Genomic DNA, 6141 nt, shown 5'->3' on the forward strand with positions numbered 1-6141 from the left:
TGCCTGACGACCATAGAGTGTTGGAACCACCTGATCCCATGCCGAACTCAGAAGTGAAACGACATATCGCCGATGGTAGTGTGGGGTTTCCCCATGTGAGAGTAGGTCATCGTCAGGCTCTTAAATAAACAAAAGACCCTCGCCACGAAAGTGTCGGGGGTTTTTTGTATTTGATTCGCTGCGCTCACCCTTCGGGCCAGCCTGTAAAGCGGCTGTTCGGCTTCGCAAGCGAAGCACGTGGATACGGTGAACTCCTCCCCCTACCTCGCGGCGAAGCCGCCATGTGACACCCGATGCACCGAAAATGCCAGGGTGAGGCGCCACAGGCGTCCCGGAGGGATAGAGAGCATGCTCGCTGCCTAAGTAGGTCATCACACCTCTGCAAAGCCGCAAGCCACAAGCCACAAGCCGCAAGCCACAAGCCGCAAGCTAGAAGCTCCAAGCTCCAAGCTCCAAGCTCCAAGCTCCAAGCTCCAAGCTAGAAGCTAGAAGCTAGAAGCTAGAAGCTAGAACCAGCCCTCCGCCACACAGTCATGGCTCTGGCGGATCAGTTGCCGCACCAAGCCCCCGCCCAAAATCCAGCAAGCTCAGGACGGACCGAGCGTCTAGATCCCCATCCCGGTACTGGGAATTTCGTCATCCCGATAATGTGAATCCACCCAGCATTTTGGCAATGTCTCACCCGAGGGAAACACCAGATCGCCCTTGTCGAATGGCTCTGCTTCCTGTGCTTCTTCGCCGTGGTGATAGCGCCCCGTGACCTGGCTGCGTAGCGGGTTGACCAGTTCCGTGGGGTCGACAACCTGCACCAGGTGACCGCTTTTCAGCTCTTTGAGAAACATGCTTTCTGCTCCCTGTTCATTAGTGACCTTCAGGGTGCGATCAGCGGTGCAGCTCTGGCAAGAGAAAAGGCCGTAAACATTATTAAACCAAGAGGGGCTTTATCCCCGGTGGCGGCCATTCTATGCTGGACGCCACCAGCGATAAGCGTGGTGATAACCGTGCCATCTGCTGCTGTAAAGGCTCCATCGCTAGCGATGAAAGTGGTATGGTTGGGGTTTACTGAATCAAGCTGGGCGCTGCGTAACAGGGCGCCGGCCCGGTGGTGGCTGGATCGGCATCCGGCACTGGGGCAATGATTATTGCGATTTTGCAGGGCAGGCCTGCGCCAGACCCGCGAAAACGGGCTGTATCGATACGTTTGGACTTGGGAAAAGGTTAAGAATTATGACAATGGATAATAAGGCAGCAGTAATGAGCCCGCTCAAGGCGCTGGATCAGCGTTGCGAGAAACAGGGTAAATCAGTAGCCATGGTTCAGCCCATGGGTGGTGGTGAGCTGCAGGACTATACCTGGGCCCGGATCAATGATGAAGCTCGCAAAATGGCGGCTTACCTGCAATCGCAAGGGGTGCAGAAAGGTGACCACGTTGCACTGGTTTCCAAAAACTGTGCGGAATGGATTATTGCCGACCTTTCTATCTGGATGGCGGGCGCAGTCAGCGTGCCGTTGTACCCGACACTGGTGGCAGAAACAGTCCGCCAGATCATGGAGCACAGCGAGTCCAAATTCCTTTTCGTAGGCAAGCTGGATGACTGGGACATCATGAAAGAAGGTGTGCCGGAGGGCGTCAAGCGAGTGGCGTTTACTCTCGCTCCCCGGGATGCGCTGAATGATTTCCCCAACTGGGGCGATATCATTCGCGATACGGCGCCGATCGAGCAAGTGGCCGAGCCCGCCATGGAAGATATTGCGACCATTATTTACACCTCTGGTACCACCGGCATGCCCAAGGGTGTGATGCATGATTTCCTGGCCCTCTCCACAGTCGGGGCTAAAATGATCAAGGTGTATGATTTGACGCCTGAGGAACGCATGATTTCCTATCTGCCCCTCTCGCATGTGGCCGAACGTGTAGCGGTAGAAATGGCTCAGCTTTACGTAGGGGGAAAGATATTTTTTGCCGAGTCGCTTGAAACATTCGGTGAAGACATCAAGCGTGCGCAACCCACGGTTTTCTTCGCTGTGCCGCGGATCTGGTCAAAATTTTATCAGAAAGCCTCTGATGCCGTGCCGCCCAAGAAACTTAACAGACTGTTGAAAATTCCGTTCCTGAACAAGGTCATCAAGAAGAAAGTGCTGGGTGCCATGGGCCTTGATCAGTGCCGTATCGCACTGTCCGGCGCCGCCGCACTGTCTCCTGACATCATTACCTGGTTCAAGAAGCTGGATCTGGAAATTCTCGAAGTGTATGGCATGACCGAAAATCTGGCCTGGTCACATACCACCGAAGAGGGCGATCAGAAAATCGGCTGGGTAGGCACTCCCAATGATGGCGTGGAATGCCGCATTGGTGATGGCGGTGAGATCCTGGTGCGCAGCCTGGGTAACATGAAGGGCTACTACAAGCAGCCCGACAAGACTGCTGAAGACCTGACTGACGATGGTTGGTTGCATACCGGTGATGTGGGCGAGATCGACGAAAAGGGCCGGTTGCGTATTACTGGTCGCGTGAAGGAGATCTTCAAGACGGAAAAAGGTAAATATGTGGCGCCGGCGCCGATTGAAAACCGCCTTTCTACCCAGCCGGGTCTGGAATTGTCCTGTGTCATCGGACAGGGCATGGGGCAGCCCATTGCGCTGCTGAACATTACCCCGGAAGAGCAGGAAAAGCTTTCCAAAGGCAGCGAAAAAGAGCACTTCACCAAGGAGCTCGAAGCGCTGCTGACCCGTGTGAATCATGAGCTTGATCCCCATGAGCGCATGACGACTCTGGTGGTTTGCAAGGACGCCTGGACCGTCGAAAACAACCTGATCACGCCTACCTTGAAGCTGAAGCGTAACGAGATTGAAAAACGTTATGCGGATGACATCCCCAAGTGGGCAAAAACCAAAGGGGTGGTTTGGGAAGCTTGAACGCTATCAAAGAGGCGGATCAGCAATTGATCCGCCTTCTTGCGGATGGCCAGTTCCATTCAGGCTCAGAATTGGGTCAGGCTCTTGGGATTTCCCGGGCAGCCATTTGGAAGCGCGTCCAGCGTCTTGAGGAATTCGGCATGGCGCTGGAATCCGTCAAGGGAAAGGGGTATCGACTGGCTCAGCCTGTCGACCTGATTGATCAGGTTTCCCTTCAAGCGGCGCTGGCTGACCGGGCACAGCTGCACTACCAGTGGGTGACAGAATCCACCAATGGTGATGCTCTGGCGGTGACCGGGCCGGTGCGCCGACCACAGGTGTTTGTCACCGAGTGTCAGACCGCAGGCCGTGGCCGGCGGGGCAGGCAGTGGCAATCCCCCTTTGCGGCCAACCTGTATTTTTCCATTCGTTTTCCGGTTAGTGGCGGCTTTGCCGCTCTCGGCGGGTTGAGCCTGGCGGTAGGTGTGTCTGTGGCTCAGGCATTGCAGGAGCTGGATTCACAGCTGCCGGTAACCTTGAAGTGGCCCAATGATCTGCTGATCAATGGTGCCAAGGTGGGCGGTGTGTTGATCGAGCTTGCCGGCGAGATGGATGGCCAGGTAGATGTGGTCATTGGTGTAGGGGTTAATGGTCGCATGACCGGTCATCAGGCTCGGGATATTGATCAAGCCTGGACAGATCTGGCCAGCGAACTTGCCGAGATGCCATCGCGGACGGCGCTGGCCGCCTGTGTGTTATCTCATCTACTGGATATGCTGCCGCACTTTTCACAACGAGGGTTTGCTGCTTTTCAGGATGCCTTTGATCGCTATGATGGCGTGCGAGGAAAGGCGGTGCAGGTTCAGTCCGGTGGCCAGATGATCCTGGGCCGGGCCGCGGGTGTTCTGGCGGATGGAGCGCTGCGCGTGGAAACCCGGGATGGTGTGCGTGAAGTGTACGGCGGTGAAGTGAGTTTGAGAGTTCGATGAAACTGTTTGTGGATGTGGGTAATACCGCCCTGAAATGGCGGTTTCGCCAGGGTGAGAAGGTTGAGCAGGGAGGCTGTCGTCATGGCAGAGAGTGGCCTGTGGTTATCGACACCCTGCTGAGAGATGGCGGACACATCGAGTCAATCTGGATAGCGTCGGTGGCGGGGCCATCGGCAGATGCCGAAATTGCCGGCCTGTTGACTGAGCGCACCGGGGTGTCTCCGTGTTTTTATTATTCATGCGAGGAAGATTTCGGGGTGCGTAGCTGTTATCCGGAGCCTCGCAAGCTGGGTGTGGACCGCTGGGTGGCGATGATAGAAGGGTATCAGCGTTACGGGGCCAGTATCATTATCGATTGCGGTAGTGCGCTGACCATTGACGCGGTAGACGGCAAAGGCCAGTTCCTGGGGGGGTATATTGTGCCGGGGCTGGGGATGCTGCGAACGGCCCTGTTGCGTGATACCTCTGATGTGCATATTGAGCCGGCCGCGGCCCGGCCGGCTCTGGGCCAGTCGACCGGGGAGTGTGTGCATAATGGTTTGTTGCGCATGTCTGTGGCCTTCGTCACGGAGGTGGTGGTTGAACTACGCCAAGTGCTTGAAGATACTTGTAAAGTGCTGGTGACTGGCGGTGATGCCCCGAAATTGACAGGTGCTTTCCAGTTCGAGTTTCTGCATATGCCCGACCTGGTCCTTGATGGCCTTGAGCGCGTGGCAGCCCGACAACAATAAACGTGGGGGAACACCGGTGCGGTGGATATTTTACAGCTTGCTGGTCGTGAATCTGGTCTACCTGGGAGTGCAGCTCACAAAGAGTCTGGCGCCCCAGGGTGCGGCTGTGTCGCTGCGTGTTCCGGCTCAGTCAGTGGGAGGGGATCAACTGGTATTGCTTGCGGAGCGGTCCCAGCCGACCAGAGAGGGGGCGCGCAGGCCGGAAACCGGGTCCCTGTGTGCAGTGGTGGGGCCGTGGGAGTCTCGTGATGCGGCCCATGCCGGCGCGGTGCAGCTCAGGGCTGCCGGATTGCCTGGCCGGGTACGAGCGCTGAATATCCAGAAGGATCGCCTTAACTGGGTGTACCTGCCGCCCTATGCCGACAGGGAGCGTGCGCTGAGAGTATTGCACGAGCTGCAAGATCATGGTGTCGACAGCTTCGTCGTCAAGGACGGTGAGGATGCCAATGCCATCTCGTTAGGCTATTTCTCCAGCGCGGAATCGGCGGAAGGCTTGCGCGTAAAGATGCGCAATGCCGGTTATCCGGCGTTTGTGCGCGAAACATCGCGAGCTGTGACCGAATACTGGGTTTATCTGACCGATCAGAAGCCGGAAGAAAAACCGGAGCTGAATATCTTTCTTCAGGCAAATCAGTCTCTTAAGTTGGATTGGGTGACTTGCTCCTGAATTGCTGGGTAATTATTAGGCGTTTGATCTCCAAGTGGATTGCGCCGCCCTGGTCCTTTCTATAGAATTCGCAACCCTTGTGAGCTGGCGTAGCTCAGTTGGTAGAGCAGCTGATTTGTAATCAGCCGGTCGGGGGTTCGACTCCTCTCGCCAGCTCCAGCTTTTAAACGTGTCTAACTACTTGAAAACAGGTTGACAAGTGGTTGGGCCGTAAAGAGAATGTAGGCCCTTTTCTGGAGGGGTTCCCGAGTGGCCAAAGGGATCAGACTGTAAATCTGACGCGAAAGCTTCGGAGGTTCGAATCCTCCCCCCTCCACCAGATTAAAAGCAGGTCATTCATTGGATGGCCTGAGTGGCCGGAAGGCTGGCAGGCATCGGAAAGTTTGCGGGTATAGTTCAACGGTAGAACCTCAGCCTTCCAAGCTGATGATGCGGGTTCGATTCCCGCTACCCGCTCCAGCTCCGGTAGGGTTTGGTCACCGCAAGGTGGCATGAAGGTTATGCTCTTGTAGCTCAGTAGGTAGAGCACACCCTTGGTAAGGGTGAGGTCACCGGTTCAAATCCGGTCAAGAGCTCCAATTTCCGGGCCCAGGTATATCCTGGGTCCGGCTTCATGTGTCTTGATGGTGCCAAGGTGGTCTGTGTTTATCAATACAGTCCTTAAATGTGTCTTTATCGGGTGTATGCGCGCCATATGGCGAGGAAGCACAGCCAAGTTAAGAGGTGAAGAGTCGTGGCAAAGGAAAAGTTTGAACGTAATAAACCGCACGTAAACGTCGGCACCATTGGTCACGTTGACCATGGTAAAACCACTCTGACCGCCGCGCTGACCCGCGTGTGTGCAGAAGTCTGGGGCGGC

The 6141-nt window shown here is 55.9% G+C and carries 6 protein-coding genes, 4 tRNA genes and 1 rRNA gene; 10 read left to right on the top strand and 1 reads right to left on the bottom strand.

Going from position 1 to position 6141, the window contains the following annotated elements:
• Window positions 1-2 precede the first annotated feature (2 nt).
• Window positions 3-118: ribosomal RNA gene (rrf, locus tag ACFE0K_RS08705) — 5S ribosomal RNA — on the top strand.
• A gap of 487 nt (window positions 119-605) precedes the next feature.
• Here rrf and ACFE0K_RS08710 read toward each other — a convergent pair.
• Window positions 606-842, bottom strand: a complete 237-nt coding sequence (locus ACFE0K_RS08710; RefSeq protein ID WP_434535697.1) for an acetyltransferase — start codon at window positions 840-842, stop codon at window positions 606-608.
• A 385-nt stretch (window positions 843-1227) separates the two neighbouring features.
• Between ACFE0K_RS08710 and ACFE0K_RS08715 the strand changes: the two genes are divergently transcribed.
• The 9 genes from ACFE0K_RS08715 to ACFE0K_RS08755 form a co-directional block, all read left to right on the top strand.
• Window positions 1228-2916: an AMP-binding protein gene (locus ACFE0K_RS08715; protein ID WP_434535698.1), complete on the top strand. Its 1689-nt coding sequence runs from the start codon at window positions 1228-1230 to the stop codon at window positions 2914-2916.
• A complete protein-coding gene (gene birA / locus ACFE0K_RS08720) occupies window positions 2913-3884 on the top strand; it encodes a bifunctional biotin--[acetyl-CoA-carboxylase] ligase/biotin operon repressor BirA (RefSeq protein ID WP_434535699.1) in 972 nt (323 codons plus the stop codon). The genes ACFE0K_RS08715 and birA overlap by 4 nt, the downstream gene beginning before the upstream one ends.
• Entirely contained in the window at window positions 3881-4615 is a 735-nt protein-coding gene (locus ACFE0K_RS08725) for a type III pantothenate kinase (RefSeq protein WP_434535700.1), read from the top strand. Before birA ends, ACFE0K_RS08725 begins: the two co-directional genes overlap by 4 nt.
• Window positions 4616-4631: 16 nt before the next feature.
• On the top strand, window positions 4632-5282 hold the full coding sequence (locus ACFE0K_RS08730) for an SPOR domain-containing protein (protein WP_434535701.1): 651 nt from the start codon (window positions 4632-4634) through the stop codon (window positions 5280-5282).
• A gap of 83 nt (window positions 5283-5365) precedes the next feature.
• A tRNA-Thr gene (locus ACFE0K_RS08735) sits at window positions 5366-5441 on the top strand.
• A gap of 76 nt (window positions 5442-5517) precedes the next feature.
• A tRNA-Tyr gene (locus ACFE0K_RS08740) sits at window positions 5518-5601 on the top strand.
• A gap of 66 nt (window positions 5602-5667) precedes the next feature.
• A tRNA-Gly gene (locus ACFE0K_RS08745) sits at window positions 5668-5741 on the top strand.
• Between the two features lie 43 nt (window positions 5742-5784).
• A tRNA-Thr gene (locus ACFE0K_RS08750) sits at window positions 5785-5860 on the top strand.
• 155 nt (window positions 5861-6015) lie between these two features.
• The coding region (locus ACFE0K_RS08755; protein WP_434535702.1) for a GTP-binding protein at window positions 6016-6141 on the top strand (126 nt) is incomplete at its 3' end.

This window comes from Alcanivorax sp., from assembly GCF_051117345.1.
In the GTDB taxonomy this organism is placed as follows: Bacteria; Pseudomonadota; Gammaproteobacteria; order Pseudomonadales; family Alcanivoracaceae; genus Alcanivorax.